This window comes from Agrobacterium sp. RC10-4-1 (assembly GCF_014138475.1).
In the GTDB taxonomy this organism is placed as follows: domain Bacteria; phylum Pseudomonadota; class Alphaproteobacteria; order Rhizobiales; family Rhizobiaceae; genus Agrobacterium; species Agrobacterium pusense.
This window is the reverse complement of sequence record NZ_JACJIT010000001.1, coordinates 762,587-778,105: the sequence shown is the minus strand read 5'-3', so window position 1 is coordinate 778,105 and position 15,519 is coordinate 762,587. Positions and strand designations below refer to the sequence as shown.

The window sequence follows — 15,519 nt, the reverse complement described above, 5'->3', positions numbered from 1 at the left end:
CATCTGAAGAGGAACAGGTAGATGACAATGATCAAGAAGGGGATGACGACAACGTTCGTCGCGCTTGCCATGGCCGCAACGGCCTTGACCGCCGCACCGGCTCTTGCCGCCGGCAAGATGACCATTTCCAGCCCGCAGGATCCGGGCAGCTGGGATCCGATCGACACCTTCCTCGTTCAATGGGCCGCTGTCGCCACCAACATCTTCGATGGCCTCACCTATCGCGGCCCGGACCTGAAGGTCGTGCCCGGCCTCGCCGAATCCTGGGAAGAGCTGGATGAAGGCAAGCGCATCCGCTTCAAGCTGCGCCAGAACGTCAAGTTCCACAATGGCGAGCCCTTTAACGCCGCCGCCGTCAAGTTCACCTTCGAGCGCCTTCTTGGCGAACAGGGTGCCAAGGGCCCGCAGCGCTCCAACTATGTTTCCATCGAAAGCGTTGATGTCATCGACGACTACACCGTCGACATGAAGCTGAAGGCGCCGGATCCGGTTCTGCTCACCAAGCTTGCCGGTTATGGCGGCATGATCGTGCCGCCGAAATACATTCAGGAAAAGGGTGAGGACAACTTCAACCTCAACCCAATCGGCACCGGCGCGTTCAAATTCGTATCCTATGCACCGAAGACCAACATCAAGCTTGAAGCCAACCCGGATTACTGGGGCGGCGCACCGAAGCTTTCCGAACTGGAATACCGCTTCATTTCAGAGCCGGCGACCGCCGTTGCCGAATTGCAGGCAGGCCGCGTCGATCTCGTCATTCCGCCCACCATCCCGATCGGCATGATCCCGGTCATCGAAGGCGATTCCAAGCTTCAGATCGTCAGCGTCCCCGGCCCGACCGTCGATGCGCTGCGTTTCAACACCCGCGACGGCATCACCGCCGATCCGAAGGTGCGCAAGGCCATCATCATGGCCGTCGACCGCGGCACCATCGTCAAGTCGATCCTTGCCGGCCAAGCATCGGAAATCGCAAGCTTCCAGAGCGCGCTGTCCTTCGGTTACGATCCGGAACTGAAGCCGCTGCCTTACGATCCTGAAGGCGCCAAGAAGCTTCTCGCGGAAGCCGGCGTCAAGCCGGGTGCGGCGCTCCAGATCGATATCCGCGGCAATGACGCGACGATGAACGAAGTGGCGCAGGTCATTTCCAGCTACCTCTCCATGGTTGGCATCACCGCTACCATCAAGCCCTATGAAACCAACGTTCTCCTGAACGACATCATTCCACAGGGCAAGACCGGCGCGATGTTCCAGCAGAAATGGGGCGGCTGGACCTTCGATTACGATAACACCGCCTATTCCATGTATCACTCGGGTGAAAAGTGGAACCCCTATGACAAGGACGAAAAGCTGGACAAGCTCCTGGAATCCCAGCGTCCGCTGACGGACCGCGCCGAGCGCGAAAAGATTCTCAAGGAAATCGGCAGCTACACCGCCGAACGCGCGCTGGAAATCCCGCTTTACAACACCAATGCCATTTACGGCATCAACAAGCGGGTCAAGGGTTTCGTGGCACCGCCGGATAACCGCCTGAAGCTGACCGACGTTACCGTCGAATAATCGGGCTGGTTTCTGATCAACACACCTTGCCCGCCGCAATGCGGGCAAGGCCGGGTTTCTCTTCAAGGTAAAAAACGTGGCCGGTTTCCTCATCAAGCGATTGCTGCAGGCGATTTTTGTCGTCATTGCCATCACCCTTCTCGTTTCTTTCGCCATCCGCCTGACGGGTGACCCCGCCGTCACCATGTTCCAGGGCGGCGGCAGCATGACGGAAGATGATCTGGCGCGCATCCGTGCGGCGCTCGGCACCGACCGGCCGTTCTTCGTGCAATATTTCAGCTTCCTGAAGGGCCTTCTGACGCTCGATTTCGGCCGCAGCTTCACCGGCAGCACGCCGGTCTCGCGCCTGATCGCCGATGCCCTGCCCGCCACGCTGCTCTTGGCCTTCATCTCCATGGCGGTGTCGATTGCGCTGTCCATCCCGCTCGGCATCAAGGCCGCAACATCGCGCGGGAAGACGGCCGATCAGGTGATCCGCATCTTCTCGCTTATCGGCCTTTCCTTCCCGAATTTCTGGCTGGCCACCATGCTGGTGCTGCTGTTCTCCATCACGCTCGGCTGGCTGCCGCCAAGCGGCATGGGCGGTTTTGCGAGCTACATCATGCCCGCGGTCACCATGGGTGTGATCCTTACTGCCACCAATGTACGCCTTGTGCGCACGGCAATGCTCGATACGCTGCGTTCTCAATACGTCATGGTGGCGCGCGCCAAGGGGCTCAGTGAAAGCAAGGTTCTCTACAAACATGCGCTGCGCAACTGCGCCATTCCGCTCATCACCTATTTCGGCCTGCAATTTGGCGGGCTGCTGGGCGGTATCGTCGTTATCGAGCGTGTCTTCAACTGGCCGGGCCTCGGCACGCTCGCCTTCGACGCGGTCGGCGCGCGCGATTATCCCGTGCTTCAGGCCGTCATCACCGTGCTGTCGCTGATGATCGTCGGCATCAACCTTCTGGTCGATATCGCCTATGGGCTTGTCGATCCGCGCATCCGCACGGAGTAAGTGACGATGGCTGCCAAAACCTCGCGTCTCGCGCGCTTCACCAATCTCGAATTCGTCCTCGGCGCGTCGCTGACGACAATCATCTGCCTTGCCGTCATCTTTTCCGATGTGCTGTTTCCTGGCGGGGCCGACAAGATCGACCTGATGGCGCGCCTTGCCAAACCCTTCGCCAATGCCGCCCATCCCCTCGGCACCGATCCGCTCGGGCGGGATGTGCTGGCGCGTGTCGTCGCCGGTGGCAAGATTTCGCTGCTGGTCGGTTTCACCTCGGTCATCGGCGCGGTCATCTTCGGCGTCGCGGTTGGGCTTGTCGCCGGTTATTATCGCGGCTTCTGGGATATGCTGGTCATGCGCTTTGCCGATATCCAGCTCGCCATGCCCTTCATCCTGCTCGCCATCACCTTCATCGCCATTGTCGGCGGCAGTCTCACCAACACCATCATCCTGCTGATTGTCTCGCAATGGGTGCAATATGCCCGTCTCGTGCGCGGATCGGTGCTGACGCTCAGGGAGCGGGAATTCATCCTTTCCGCGCGCGCCATCGGCGTGAAAGACTGGCGCATCATCCTTCAGCACCTGCTGCCGAACCTCATCGGCCCTGTCATCGTGCTGATGACGCTCAACGTCGCCAACAACATCCTGCTGGAAAGCAGCCTCACCTTCCTCGGTCTCGGCGTTGATCCGACAATTCCGAGCTGGGGCGGCATGCTGGCGGATGGGCGTACCTATCTGCAGACGGCATGGTGGGTTAGCGTCTTTCCCGGCCTTGCGATTCTTCTGACCGTGCTTGGCCTCAACCTTCTCGGCGACTGGCTGCGCGACAGCCTCGACCCAACAGGCAGAACCTCGAGGTAACCGTGATGAGCCAGATTTTCGACAAGACCTTCGAACGCACGCTGGACGCGCTTGTCGCCAAAGCCGAGCCCGGCCAGTCCTTCGAGGCATGGACCTTCGATGACGCCAAAAGCCGCCGTGAGACTGAAGAGAGGCTGAAGAAAAAAGGCATCTGCGCCCGCATCCGCAGCGCCTACAAGCCGCTTCTCTTCACCTTTCTGGAAGAGATCAATCTGGATGGCGTCGACGCCATCGAAGTGCGTTACCCCGTACACGAAAACGCCCCCGCCAACCGTTTCCGGCTGGAGGCCTATCCGCTGGCCGCGCTGGTGGGCGATGCGAAGCTGGATTTCATCGCCCGCGAGGACGACAGTTTCCATTATGAGGTGAGGCTGAGCCGCCGTGGCAAGACGGAAACTCTGAAGGTTCTGGCTCCGAACCGGGTTCATACCGATATCGTCGGCGAAACCAATGTCTCGCCAACCGGCTGGTTCCGGCTTGCCGGTGATGCCTCGGGCGAGCGACTGGAGACGGATTACGAACAGCTTTTTGAAGCGGCAATCAGTGCCGTCGCCAACCACGGCTGGGGCGGTGAAGAGCCCTATTTCGAGGAACTGAACATCCGTGTTACCCATCCGGCAGAAGATCTGCCTCTTTCCGTTGGTGATGAGGTCGTCAGCCTCCGCGAAGCGCTGCACGAGGATTTCTATTTCTCGCTGCTGGAGTTCTTTCAGAAAAAATCCGGCCGCCCGCTGGGTGACCGTGGCCTCAAGCCCGGCCAGATCGTACCGGAAATCGTCAAAAGCGAAGGCGAGATCACCCTTCACATCGAGACGCGCCCGCTCACAACCGCCTTCCTCGATGGCGGCGAGCAACCGATCGATGAGGCGCGCGAACCGGTTGCGGCAGGCCAGCTCGCAGGGCTGCTTGAGGAAATCGGCGGCGAGGCATTCCAGGCGCGCTCCCGCTCCGGCCGCGTCCTTTCCGCCCGTTATGTCGCCGGCAGCGATGCCGCGGTGATGATCAGCGGCGGCCAGCACCCCAACGAGACGACGGGCATCGTCGGCGCCATCCGCGGCGCCCGCAAACTCGCTGATCGCAAGGGCGCGCATTTCACCATCTCGCCGCTGGAAAATCCTGACGGTTACGCCCTGCATCAGCGTCTGCGCGTCGATAATCCGCGCCACATGCATCATGCGGCGCGGTACACCGCCCTTGGCGATGACCTCGAATATCGCACGCCGGAAAATTCGGCTGCGCATCTGAACGAGAAGGAAATCCGCTTCAAGGCGCAGGAAATGAGCGGCGCCAGCCTGCATGTGAACCTGCACGGTTATCCCTCGCATGAGTGGACCAGACCACTATCCGGTTATGTGCCGCGCAATTTCGCCATGTGGACGCTGCCGAAGGGTTTCTTCCTCATCATCCGCCACCATGCGGACTGGGAAAGCCGAGCGGAAGCCCTGCTGGACAAGGTAACCCGCCATCTCGGCGCCATTCCCGGCCTGCTCGACTACAATAACCGCCAGATCGCGCTTTATGAAATCCACGCCGGCGAAACCGGTTTCCGCATCATCAACGGCTTTCCGTGCCTGTCGTCCATCGATGACCGCCACACCGTGCCGATGACGCTGATCACCGAATATCCCGACGAAACCATCTATGGCACGGATTTCATCACCGGCCACACCGCGCAAATGGAAACGGTGCTGTCCGCCTACGATGCCTGGCAGGAAATCCTGTCGCCGCAAGTGGCCTGATACGGCAACCGCCCCGGGCGGGCGGTTCACTTCCCCGGCGTTGCCGCAGCCAGTTTCTGATCGCGCTGTTTTTGCAGCAGCTTCTTGCCCTTGCTGAGAATATGCAGGTTGGCGGCATCAAGCTTGTTATATCCCGCCTGGATAATATCGAGATCGGCCACATGGCCGATGGCGGCCAGCTTGTACATCACGTCGCCAACGGCCACGTCGATGGTCGGTGCAGGTGATGACACGGCGTCCTTGACGGCCGCTTCCACATCCTCCATCGCACCACCCATGGCATGATAAAGCGTCAGCGCCTTGCGCAGAAATGCTTCACGACGCTCGATCCGGTTGTTGAGCCTGTTTTCTCCAACGCGATTGCGCATCAGCTCAACAGCTTTATTCTGATATTCGCCCATCAAGACACCAAATAACGTTCTAAATATGCTTGGGAAGACTACGAAAAATCCCCTTAGAACTGGTTAAAGCTCTGGTTGCGGGACGGCCGGTCGCGCGGTTGCAGGCGACATTTGCCCCGAACTGTTTGACCGCGAAGACCAAGGCCGATGCGGAGCTGAAAAAGGGGCAGGCGCCGGGCTGATTTCCCGATCCGATATGGGCAAGGCGTCAAAGACGCAGTATTGATAACCGTCAGGTTATTTATTACCCCCCTTATTTCATTTTACTTTGATATTCTTAATCATCAATCTGGCAGCCTGGACCGGTGGATGGGAGCCACAGGCGAATTTGGAGGAAACCATGAAATTTCGGATCACCGTGGCGATAGCGGCCATCTGTTTCAGCTCTGCCGCTTATGCAGAAACAATCAAGGTGGGCGTTGTCGGCCCGTTCTCCGGCCCGTTTGCGCTGCAGGGCAAGAACTTCAAGGCCGGCATCGATGCCTGGTTTGCCCTTCACGGTAACAAGGTCGGCAATGACACGGTCGAGGTCGTCTATCGCGATGTGCCGCAGGCCGATCCGGCGCAATCCAAGGCACTGGCGCAGGAGCTGGTGGTGAAGGAAGGCGTGCAATATCTTGCCGGCTTCTATTTTACCCCTGACGCCATGGCCGTCACACCCCTGCTGAAGCAGGGCAACGTGCCGATGGTGGTCATGAATGCCGCCACCTCGGCCATCGTGACCAAGAGCCCCTATGTGGTGCGCACGTCGTTCACCACCTGGCAGACTTCCACCCCCATCGCCAAGGTGGCCTTTGACGGCGGCGTGAAGAAGGTCATCTCACTGGTCAGCGATTATGGCCCGGGCGTCGATGCCGAAAATGCTTTCAAGGCGGCCTTCACCGCTGCCGGCGGCGAAGTGGTTGAAACCATCCGCATGCCGCTTTCCACCAATGATTTCAGTCCCATCATGCAACGTGTGAAGGATTCCGGCGCACAGGGTGTTTTCGCCTTCCTGCCATCGGGCCCGACCACGCTCGGTTTCGTCAAGGCCTTCAACGACAACGGCCTGAAATCCGCAGGCGTCAAGCTCTTCGCGCCGGGTGATCTGACGCAGGAATCCGACCTGCCGGCGCTCGGGGAAGCCGCACTCGGCATGCAGACGACCTTCCATTATGCCATCTCGCATGATTCACCCGAGAACAAGACCTTCGTGGAAGCCGCAACCAAGGCAATCGGCAATCCGAAGGAACTCTCCTTCCCTTCCGTCGGCGCCTTTGACGGCATGTATGTCATCAGCAAGATGATCGAGGCCACTGGCGGCAAGCAGGATGCGGAAAAGGCGGTTGAGGCAGTCAAGGGCCTTTCCTGGACAAGCCCGCGCGGCCCGGTCAGCATCGACCCGGAAAGCCGCCACATCACGCAGAACATCTATCTGCGCGAAGTAGCCAAGGCCGATGACGGCAGCTATTACAACAAGGAAGTCCAGACCTTCGAAAAACAGGGCGATCCGGGTCTCGCCGCCGCGAAGTAACGGCCAGACAGGACAATATTGCCGGGCCGCCAGTGGCGGCCCGTTTCCGGCCCGGACGGGCATTGCAGCACCGGGAGGAGTTTCTTCATCATGCAGACGGTCTTCAGCATCCTCATCGATGCGCTTGCCTATGGCATGGTCCTGTTCATCATCTCCATCGGCCTTTCGGTCACCATGGGGCTGATGCGTGTGGTCAATCTGGCGCACGGCGCTTTCGCCATGATCGGCGGTTATCTCGCCTCCTATGCCGCCCACGGACTGGGTCTCGGTTATGCGGCTGCGATCCTCGTCGCCATCGTCGGCACCATCGTCATCGCCATACCGCTCGAACGTTTCCTTTATCGCCGCATCTATGGCGCGCCGGAACTGACACAGGTGCTGATGACCATCGGCATCACCTTCTGCATCATTGGCATCGCAAACTTCGTTTTCGGCCCGACGCTGAAGACCATTCCGCTGCCGCAGCAGCTGGCCGGCCCCACCGATCTTGGCTTCCGCACCATCGCCACCCACCGCATCTTCGCCATTGCCTGCGGTCTTGCCGTGGCCGGCGCGCTGTGGTTCACCTTTGAAAAGACCGCCTTCGGCATCAAGCTGCGCGCGGCGGTCGATAATGCCGCCATGGCCGCAGCCCTCGGCGTGCGCACCGAAATCATCTATGCCGTCAGCTTCGCCATCGCCGTCGGACTAGCCGCCATGGGCGGCGTCATCGGCGCGGAACTGCTGCCGGTGGAACCCTATTATGCCCTGCGCTACATGGTCACCTTTCTGGTCGTAGTTTCCGTTGGTGGCGCGGGCTCCATTCCCGGAGCGTTGATCGCCTGTCTGCTGCTCGGCGCCATCGATACGACCGGGCGATATCTTGCGCCCGAATATGGCGAATTCTTCTTTTATCTGGCGGTCATCGTGATCATCACGCTGTTCCCGCGCGGCCTTCTTGGAAGGGCGAAATGAGATGGCGGTGCTCATGAACGACGTGACTGAAACGGCAGACATTCCGAAGGCGCGCTCACCACTGCGCGCGCTCGCGGGGCCGCTCCTCATCATCGCCGCCGCTGTTGCCGGTTATTACCTGTTTCCGGATAATCTGGCACTTCTGACACGCATCATAGCCATTGCGCTTCTGGTGCTGTCGATCGATCTCGTCACCGGTTATTGCGGCGTCGCCACGCTTGGCCATGCCGCCCTCTTCGGCGCCGGCGCTTATGCCGCCGGCATCGCCGCCGCCCATTTCGAAATCACCGACCCGCTTCTCATGACCGCCATCGGCGCGGCTGCGGGCGGCGTGGCCGGGCTGCTTTCCGGCGCGGTGCTGCTGCGTGCCCACGGGCTTCCACAGCTTGTGCTATCCATCGCCGTCATCCACCTGTTCCACGAGGCGGCGAACAAGGCTTCAGGCTGGACCGGCGGCAGCGACGGTCTTGCCGGCGTTTCGCCGGACGCGCTGTTCGGCACCTTCGAATTCGACCTCTTCGGCCGCACCGCCTATATCTATGGTGTCTGCCTGCTGCTTGTCGTCTTCCTCGCCCTAAAGGTGGTCGTCAATTCACCCTTCGGCATGTTGTGCCGCGGCGTCAAACAGGACAGCATCCGCATTCAGGCCATGGGCGGCGCCGTCAATGGCACAATCCTGAAGATGTTCGTTATCTCAGGCATCGTCGCCGGCATTGGTGGTGCGCTCAACGCCATCTCCACGCAGGTCGTCGGCCTGGACAGCCTCAGCTTCACGCTATCGGCCGAGGGGCTGGTCATGCTGGTGCTCGGTGGCGCGGGTTCCCTTTACGGCGCGCTGATCGGCACCGTCACCTTCATGTGGTTTGAAGACGTGGTTTCCGCCGCCAACCCGTTTCACTGGCTCACCATTGTCGGCCTGCTGCTGATCGCCGTCGTGCTCTTCGCGCCGCGCGGCCTTTATGGCGCAGGCGAACAGATCATCGCGCGTCTCCGGGGAGGTCGCAAATGAGCGCCATTTTCGAAGTCTCCGGCCTGCAGAAAAATTTCGGCGGCCTCGTCGTCACCAACAACGTCTCGCTGTCGCTTTCGCCGGGAGACCGGACGGTACTCATCGGCCCCAATGGCGCCGGCAAGACGACCTTTGTCAATCTCGTCACCGGCAATATCAAACCGTCAGCCGGCACGGTGCGCATCGCCGGCGAGGATGTGACGGGCCTCAGCGCCAGCCAGCGCGTGAAACGCGGGCTCGTACGTTCCTTCCAGGTTACCAGGCTGTTTCAGGACATGACGCCAGAGGAGCACGTGGCGCTCGCCATTCTCCAGCGTGAAGGCAAGACCGGCCGGATTTTCGGCCGTTACCGTGCCATGCCTGCCGTGATGGGCGAAGCCCGCGACATTCTCGGCACGCTTGGCCTCACGGCCCTCGCTGAAACAAAGGTGCGCGAAATCGCTTATGGCCAGCAGCGGCTGATCGAGATCGCGCTTGCCATGGCGCTTCGCCCGAAAATCCTCTTGCTCGACGAACCGGCCGCCGGCGTGCCTTCCACGGAAACCGCGCGCATCGAACAGGCGCTTGACCGGCTGCCATCCGACCTCGCGATCCTGATGATCGAACACGACATGGATCTGGTCTTCCGTTTTGCCAAGCGCGTCGTCGTTTTGGCCGCCGGCGCCGTCATTTTCGACGGCTCGCCTGATGATGTCACCAGCAATGCGGAAGTCCGCCAAGCCTATCTGGGAAGTTACGCCGATGCCCGCAGCGCCGCTTGAAATCGTCAACCTCACGGCCGGTTATGGCCCGACAAGGGTCATCGAGGGCCTGTCGCTTTCCGTGCCATCGGGCTCGCGTTTCGCCGTGCTCGGCCGCAACGGCGTCGGCAAGACGAGCCTCTTCGCCACGCTGGCCGGCCAGACGAAGCGTTTTTCCGGCGATATCCGCATCGGGGGGCAGGAGATTGGCACCCTGCCAAGTGCTGCGCGCGCCAAGGCCGGCCTCGGTTACGTGCCTCAGACCCGTGACGTGTTTCCGACGCTGACGGTGGAGGAAAACCTGTTCGTGGGCCTCAAGGGGCGACCGAAATCGGCGATCGAGGAAGCCTACACGCTGTTTCCGCGCCTCAAGGAGCGCCGCCGCAATCTCGGCTCGCAACTTTCCGGTGGCGAACAGCAGATGCTGTCCACCGCCCGCACCATTCTCGGCCAGCCGCGGGTACTGCTGCTCGATGAACCGCTCGAAGGCCTCGCCCCCGTCATCTGCGAAGAGCTGATGGCCGCCTTCTCCAAGCTTGCCCAATCCGGCGAAATGACCATTCTTCTCGTCGAACAACGCATCCAGATGGCCATCGACTTCGCCGACCACGCCATCATCATGGAACGCGGCCGCATCGTCTGGGACGGACCGTCGAGCGAACTGGTGGAGAACCCGGATATTATCGATACGCATCTAGGCGTGGGTGGGCTGCACTAAGCCAACGTATCGCCATTGCGCGTTCATATATAATCTCCGTCATACCGGCCTTGAGCCGGCATCCAGGCACCCCAAGTCTTTGGGGTGAAGAGACCCTTCGCGCCGCGCCGACGCGCGTCGGCTGGATTCCGGCTCGAGGCCGGTATGACGGAGGGTGACCGATCATACAAAGCCCCCGCCGTCTCATCTGCCCTTCCTCCGAAAAACCCAATGGAATAAAAATTCCATTGCAGTTAAAGTGCACACGATTTCAATCTGCACCAGGGAACGACAATGACGGCAATCGAGGCGCCAGACTCCGTAAAGGCTTTTGAGGAGCGGCTGCTCCAGGTGGCGGAGGGTTTGCCGAAACGATTGCGGCAATGTGCCGATTATGTCGCCTCCAATCAGGATCGAATCGCCGTTTCCACCGTCGCCGAAATGGCTGAAGGCGCCGGCGTGCAACCCTCGGCCTTCATGCGTTTCTGCCAGATCATGGGTTTTTCCGGATTTTCGGAAATGCAGCGCCTGTTCCGTGATTCCTATGTCGGCGGCTGGCCGGATTATGCCACGCGGCTCGATCATCTGCGCGAAAAGGGCGATGAAAGCGCGTCCGGCCTGCTTGCCGAATTCGTGGAAGCCGGCCGCTCGTCGCTTGAAATGCTGCTGAAATCGGTCGACACCCGACAGCTCGATGAGGCGGTTTCCGTGCTGGCCAAGGCGCGCACCGTGCATATCGTCGGCCTGCGGCGGTCCTTCCCCATTGCCAGCTATCTGGCCTATGCCTTCGAGAAGATGAAGGTGCCGGCGGTTCTGCATAGCGCCGTGGGCGGGCTCGGCAATATCAGTGCGATTTCCCGCGACGACGCGCTGATCGCAATCACCTTTTCCCCCTACTCCACCGAGACGCTGGAACTGGCGGAAACGGCCCGCGCCAAGGGCGTTCCGGTTGTCGCCATGTCCGATTCCGCCGTCAATCCGCTAAGGAAATCCGGCGCAACGCTGCTGACGGTTACAGAGATCGATTTCGGCGCTTTCCGCTCCCTTTCGGCCACGCTCTGTCTCGCCATCACGCTGGCCGTGGCTGTGGGAACACGCAAGACGGCCTGAATATTTTTATTGAAAACGGAAAAAATAGAATTTATGATCCAAATTCATGAAACGGACATTCCACGACGGTCCTTCTCGTGACGGACAAGTGAGCGGAGGAGGCTCACCGGAGCGGGGATGGCGATAGCTGGCGGCATGGTTGCCTGATCCGCTCGACACACATGAGGCAGACCGCGCCAGCGTGCGGTGCTAAGGAGGAACCTTTTGAAAAAACTTGATCTCATCACGATCGGGCGCTCGTCTGTTGACCTTTATGGGTCGCAGGTCGGTGGCCGTCTGGAGGACATGGCCTCCTTTGCCAAATATATTGGCGGCTCTCCCACGAACATTGCAGCCGGTGCTGCGCGGCTTGGCCTTAACAGCGCCGTCATCACCCGTGTCGGCGACGAGCACATGGGCCGCTTCATCCGCGAACAGCTGGTGCGCGAAGGCGTTGACGTGCGTGGCGTGAAAACCGACCCGGAGCGCCTGACCGCGCTGGTGCTGCTCGGCATTCGTGACCAGAACCAGTTCCCGCTGATTTTCTATCGCGAAAACTGCGCCGACATGGCGCTGAGCGAAGACGATATCGATCCCGCCTTCATTGCCGAGGCGGCCTGCGTCTGCGCCACCGGCACGCATCTGTCGCATCCAAGAACGGAAGCGGCCGTGCTGAAAGCCCTGAAACTTGCCCGCGAAAATGGTGCAAAAACCGCGCTCGATATCGATTACCGCCCCAATCTCTGGGGTGTGGCCGGCCATGGCGATGGCGAGAGCCGTTTCGTGGAATCGCAGAAGGTCACCGCCAAGCTGCAATCCACCCTGCATCTCTTCGATCTGATCGTCGGCACGGAAGAAGAATTCCACATTGCCGGCGGCTCGACAGATACGCTGGCCGCACTGAATGCCGTGCGCAAGGTTTCGAATGCCACGCTCGTTTGCAAGCGCGGCCCGATGGGTGCTTCGGTCTTCACCCGCGATATTCCTGCAAGCCTCGATGACGGGCAGACGGGCGAAGGTTTCCCGATCGAGGTCTTCAATGTTCTGGGCGCTGGTGACGGCTTCATGGCCGGGCTGTTCCGCGGCTGGCTGCGCGGCGAAGACTGGCCGACGACGCTGAAATACGCCAATGCCTGCGGCGCTTTCGCCGTCTCCCGCCATGGCTGCACGCCTGCCTATCCAAGCTGGGAAGAGCTGCAATATTTCTTCAAGGCCGGCATTCGCAACAAGGCGCTGCGCAAGGACGAGGCGCTGGAGCAGGTGCACTGGTCCACCAACCGCAAGGGCGATTGGGAGACGATGCGCGTCTTCGCTTTCGACCATCGCATGCAGCTGGAAGCGATCGCCGACGAGCTTGGCGTCAAGCATGAGCAGATCGGCGCCTTCAAGAAGCTTTGCCTCCAGGCCGCGCAAAAAGTTTCCGGTGGTGAGCCGGGCTATGGCATTCTCTGCGACGGACGCCTTGGACGTGACGCGCTGTTTGCCGCCAGCGGCTCCGGCCTCTGGATCGGCCGTCCGGTGGAATGGCCGGGCTCGCGCCCGCTGACACTGGAACCCGATCTCGGCAAGGACTTTGGCGGGCTCTCCGAATGGCCGCTCGAAAATGTCGTCAAGGTACTTTGTTTCTATCACCCCAACGACACGGATGAGATGCGCGCTGCGCAGGAAGAGACCGTGATACGGCTGTTCGAGGCCGCACGGCGCAACCGCTTGGAAATGCTGCTGGAGATCATTCCCTCCAAGGTCGGCCCGACCGACGATCTGACCGCCGCCCGCATCATCGAGCGTTTCTACGAGATCGGCGTTTACCCGGACTGGTGGAAGCTGGAGCCGATGAAAACCACCGCGGCATGGAAGAATGCCTGCGACGCCGTTAACCGCAACGACCCTTACGTGAGGGGCATCGTCGTTCTCGGTCTCGACGCACCGCAGAGTGAGCTGGAAGAAAGCTTCCGCCTTGCGGCTGGTTTCGATCTGGTCAAAGGTTTCGCGGTTGGCCGCACGATTTTTGCCGACGCCGCCCGCGGCTGGCTTTCCGGCAAGATGACCGACGAGGAAGCGGTCAAGGATATGGCGCAGCGCTATACCAGCCTGTGCCGTATTTGGGATGAGGCGCGCGCCAAAAAGGGAGAGGCAGCGTGAAGACAGTAAGATTGACGGCTGCGCAGGCCATGGTTCGTTACCTGGCAGCGCAGATGAATGAACATGGCGAAACCTATATCGCCGGCATGTGGGCGATTTTCGGCCATGGCAATGTCGCCGGCATCGGCGAAGCGCTTTACGGCATCAGGGACGAGCTGCCGACCTATCGCGGCCAGAACGAGCAGTCCATGGCTCATGCGGCCATCGCCTATTCCAAGCAGCTGCGCCGCCGCCGCGCCATGGCGGTCACCTCGTCCATCGGCCCGGGTGCCGCCAATATGGTGACGGCGGCAGCGCTGGCGCATGTCAACCGCCTGCCCGTCCTGCTCATCCCCGGCGATGTCTTCGCCAATCGTGGCCCGGACCCCGTGCTGCAACAGCTCGAAGATTTCGGCGATGGCACCATGACGGTGAATGACTGCTTCCGTCCTGTCAGCCGCTATTTCGACCGCATCATGCGCCCGGAACAGTTGCTCACCGCCCTCCCCCGCGCCATGCGCACCATGACGGACCCTGCCGATTGCGGCCCCGTCACGCTCGCCTTCTGCCAGGATGTACAGGCGGAAGCCTATGATTATCCCGAAAGCTTCTTCGAAAAGCGGGTCTGGCGCCAGCGCCGCCCCGAGCCCGACGTGGTGGAATTCGAAGAGGCCGTCGCGGCGCTGAAGGCCGCGAAGAACCCCATCATCGTTGCTGGCGGCGGCGTTCATTTCGCCGGCGCAACGCAGACGCTGAAGCGCTTTGCCGAAACCCACTCCATCCCCGTCGTCGAAACGCAGGCTGGTAAATCAGCATTGGCTTGGGATCACGATCTCAATTTCGGCCCCGTTGGCGTTACCGGTGCCGAAAGCGCCAACATCATCAGCGAAAAGGCCGATCTGGTCTTTGGTGTCGGCACCCGTTTTCAGGACTTCACCACCGGCTCCTGGGCGCTGTTCAAGAACCCGAACCGCAAGATCCTGGCGCTCAACGTCCAGCCCTATGACAGCGCCAAGCATGATGCGATCAGCCTGACGGCGGATGCCAAAATCGGGCTTGAAAAACTCTCCGCAGCCCTCGGCGCTCACCGTTTTGCAGCGCCGGATGCCGGCCTGAAGGCAGCATGGTTCGAAAAGGCCGATGCCGATACGGCGGCTCCGGGCGAGGAACACGCAAACAGTCTCCCCACGGACATGCAGGTGATCGGTGCTGTCCAGCGCCAGTCGCAGGACAATACCGTTGTCATGTGCGCCGCAGGCACCATGCCGGGCGAGTTGCACCAGCTCTGGAAATCCAAGCTGCCGCTTTCCTATCACATGGAATACGGCTTCTCCTGCATGGGTTACGAGGTCGCCGGCGGTCTCGGCATCAAGATGGCGGAACCGGACCGGGACGTGATCGTCATGGTCGGCGATGGCTCCTATATGATGATGAATTCCGAGCTTGCCACATCGGTCGCCATGGGCGTGAAGATCACGCTCGTCATTACCGACAACAGGGGTTACGGCTGCATCAACCGTCTGCAGATGGAAACCGGCGGCGCGGAGTTCAACAACCTCTACGCCCATACCAACGTCAATCCCATCGCCATCGACTTCGTCGCCCATGCCGGCTCGATGGGCGCGGATGCACGCAAGGTTTCGACCATAACCGAACTGGAAGAGGCCCTCGCCGCCGCCCGCGCCTCCACCCGCACGACTGTCATCGTCATCGATACCGACCCCTATCCGACCCCGAGAGCCGGTGGCCACTGGTGGGATGTCGCGGTGCCTGAAGTCTCAGACCGCGCCGAAATCGGCCCGGCGCGCGCCCGCTATGAAAACCATGTCAAGGAAAGACAGTAA

Annotated in this window: 13 protein-coding genes; 12 read left to right on the top strand and 1 reads right to left on the bottom strand. The window is 60.8% G+C overall.

The window, feature by feature from the left end:
• Nucleotides 1–21: 21 nt before the first annotated feature.
• The 4 genes from FHW77_RS03500 (at nt 22) to FHW77_RS03485 (ending at nt 5,151) form a co-directional block, all read left to right on the top strand.
• The gene (locus FHW77_RS03500; protein ID WP_004445136.1) at nt 22–1,557 is read left to right on the top strand and encodes an ABC transporter substrate-binding protein; all 1,536 of its coding nucleotides are present in this window, start codon (nt 22–24) and stop codon (nt 1,555–1,557) included.
• 76 nt (nt 1,558–1,633) lie between these two features.
• Nucleotides 1,634–2,557 carry an ABC transporter permease gene (locus FHW77_RS03495; RefSeq protein ID WP_004445138.1) on the top strand — a complete coding sequence of 308 codons (924 nt, stop codon included), beginning with the start codon at nt 1,634–1,636 and terminating at the stop codon, nt 2,555–2,557.
• 6 nt (nt 2,558–2,563) lie between these two features.
• Nucleotides 2,564–3,412: an ABC transporter permease gene (locus tag FHW77_RS03490; protein ID WP_004445140.1), complete on the top strand. Its 849-nt coding sequence runs from the start codon at nt 2,564–2,566 to the stop codon at nt 3,410–3,412.
• A 5-nt stretch (nt 3,413–3,417) separates the two neighbouring features.
• Entirely contained in the window at nt 3,418–5,151 is a 1,734-nt protein-coding gene (locus FHW77_RS03485; RefSeq protein ID WP_004445142.1) for a M14 family metallopeptidase, read from the top strand.
• A gap of 26 nt (nt 5,152–5,177) precedes the next feature.
• Here FHW77_RS03485 and FHW77_RS03480 read toward each other — a convergent pair whose 3' ends face one another.
• On the bottom strand, nt 5,178–5,552 hold the full coding sequence (locus FHW77_RS03480) for a hypothetical protein (protein ID WP_004445144.1): 375 nt from the start codon (nt 5,550–5,552) through the stop codon (nt 5,178–5,180).
• 340 nt (nt 5,553–5,892) lie between these two features.
• On the opposite strand from FHW77_RS03480, the gene FHW77_RS03475 reads away from it, so the two are divergent.
• From FHW77_RS03475 to iolD, 8 genes are all read left to right on the top strand, one after another.
• A complete protein-coding gene (locus FHW77_RS03475; RefSeq protein WP_004445145.1) occupies nt 5,893–7,065 on the top strand; it encodes an ABC transporter substrate-binding protein in 1,173 nt (390 codons plus the stop codon).
• A 90-nt stretch (nt 7,066–7,155) separates the two neighbouring features.
• Nucleotides 7,156–8,019 (top strand): branched-chain amino acid ABC transporter permease, encoded by an 864-nt coding sequence (locus FHW77_RS03470; RefSeq protein WP_004445147.1) that lies wholly within the window; start codon nt 7,156–7,158, stop codon nt 8,017–8,019.
• A gap of 1 nt (nt 8,020) precedes the next feature.
• Nucleotides 8,021–9,028, top strand: a complete 1,008-nt coding sequence (locus tag FHW77_RS03465) for a branched-chain amino acid ABC transporter permease (protein WP_004445148.1) — start codon at nt 8,021–8,023, stop codon at nt 9,026–9,028.
• Entirely contained in the window at nt 9,025–9,789 is a 765-nt protein-coding gene (locus FHW77_RS03460) for an ABC transporter ATP-binding protein (RefSeq protein ID WP_004445150.1), read from the top strand. The genes FHW77_RS03465 and FHW77_RS03460 overlap by 4 nt, the downstream gene beginning before the upstream one ends.
• A complete protein-coding gene (locus FHW77_RS03455; RefSeq protein ID WP_004445152.1) occupies nt 9,770–10,486 on the top strand; it encodes an ABC transporter ATP-binding protein in 717 nt (238 codons plus the stop codon). Before FHW77_RS03460 ends, FHW77_RS03455 begins: the two co-directional genes overlap by 20 nt.
• Nucleotides 10,487–10,759: 273 nt before the next feature.
• A complete protein-coding gene (locus FHW77_RS03450; protein WP_004445154.1) occupies nt 10,760–11,575 on the top strand; it encodes a MurR/RpiR family transcriptional regulator in 816 nt (271 codons plus the stop codon).
• A 204-nt stretch (nt 11,576–11,779) separates the two neighbouring features.
• Nucleotides 11,780–13,696 (top strand): bifunctional 5-dehydro-2-deoxygluconokinase/5-dehydro-2-deoxyphosphogluconate aldolase, encoded by a 1,917-nt coding sequence (locus tag FHW77_RS03445; protein ID WP_004445155.1) that lies wholly within the window; start codon nt 11,780–11,782, stop codon nt 13,694–13,696.
• Nucleotides 13,693–15,519, top strand: a complete 1,827-nt coding sequence (gene iolD / locus FHW77_RS03440) for a 3D-(3,5/4)-trihydroxycyclohexane-1,2-dione acylhydrolase (decyclizing) (RefSeq protein ID WP_004445157.1) — start codon at nt 13,693–13,695, stop codon at nt 15,517–15,519. Before FHW77_RS03445 ends, iolD begins: the two co-directional genes overlap by 4 nt.